The following is a 231-nucleotide window of genomic DNA, read 5'->3' as shown; positions in this document are numbered from 1 at the left end:
GTGGCGTCCCTCGGCGGGGGGATGGGGGCGGGCCGGCCGCCCTGGCCGGCGCCGCGCGGGGGCGGCGCGGGGCCAGACCGTGAGGGCCTCCAGCGGCATCGCCGAGTCGACGCCGATCGCGAAGTCCGACGCCGGCAGCCCGCGGCGCACGAGCGCGGCGCCCAGGGCGGCGATCATCGCGGCGTTGTCCGTGCAGTACTTGTTCGGCGGGATGAGCAGGGCGGTGCCCGC

General features: G+C 79.7%; 1 pseudogene. It reads right to left on the bottom strand.

The window, feature by feature from the left end:
• Positions 1–231, bottom strand: a pseudogene (locus KVT14_RS21750) (hypothetical protein); the annotation flags it as partial.

Origin of the sequence: Cellulomonas sp. GbtcB1, from assembly GCF_019091725.1 — a bacterium.
Taxonomy (GTDB): Bacteria; Actinomycetota; Actinomycetes; order Actinomycetales; family Cellulomonadaceae; genus Cellulomonas.
Note: the sequence above shows the minus strand (reverse complement) of the source record. Positions and strands in the feature narration are given on the sequence as shown.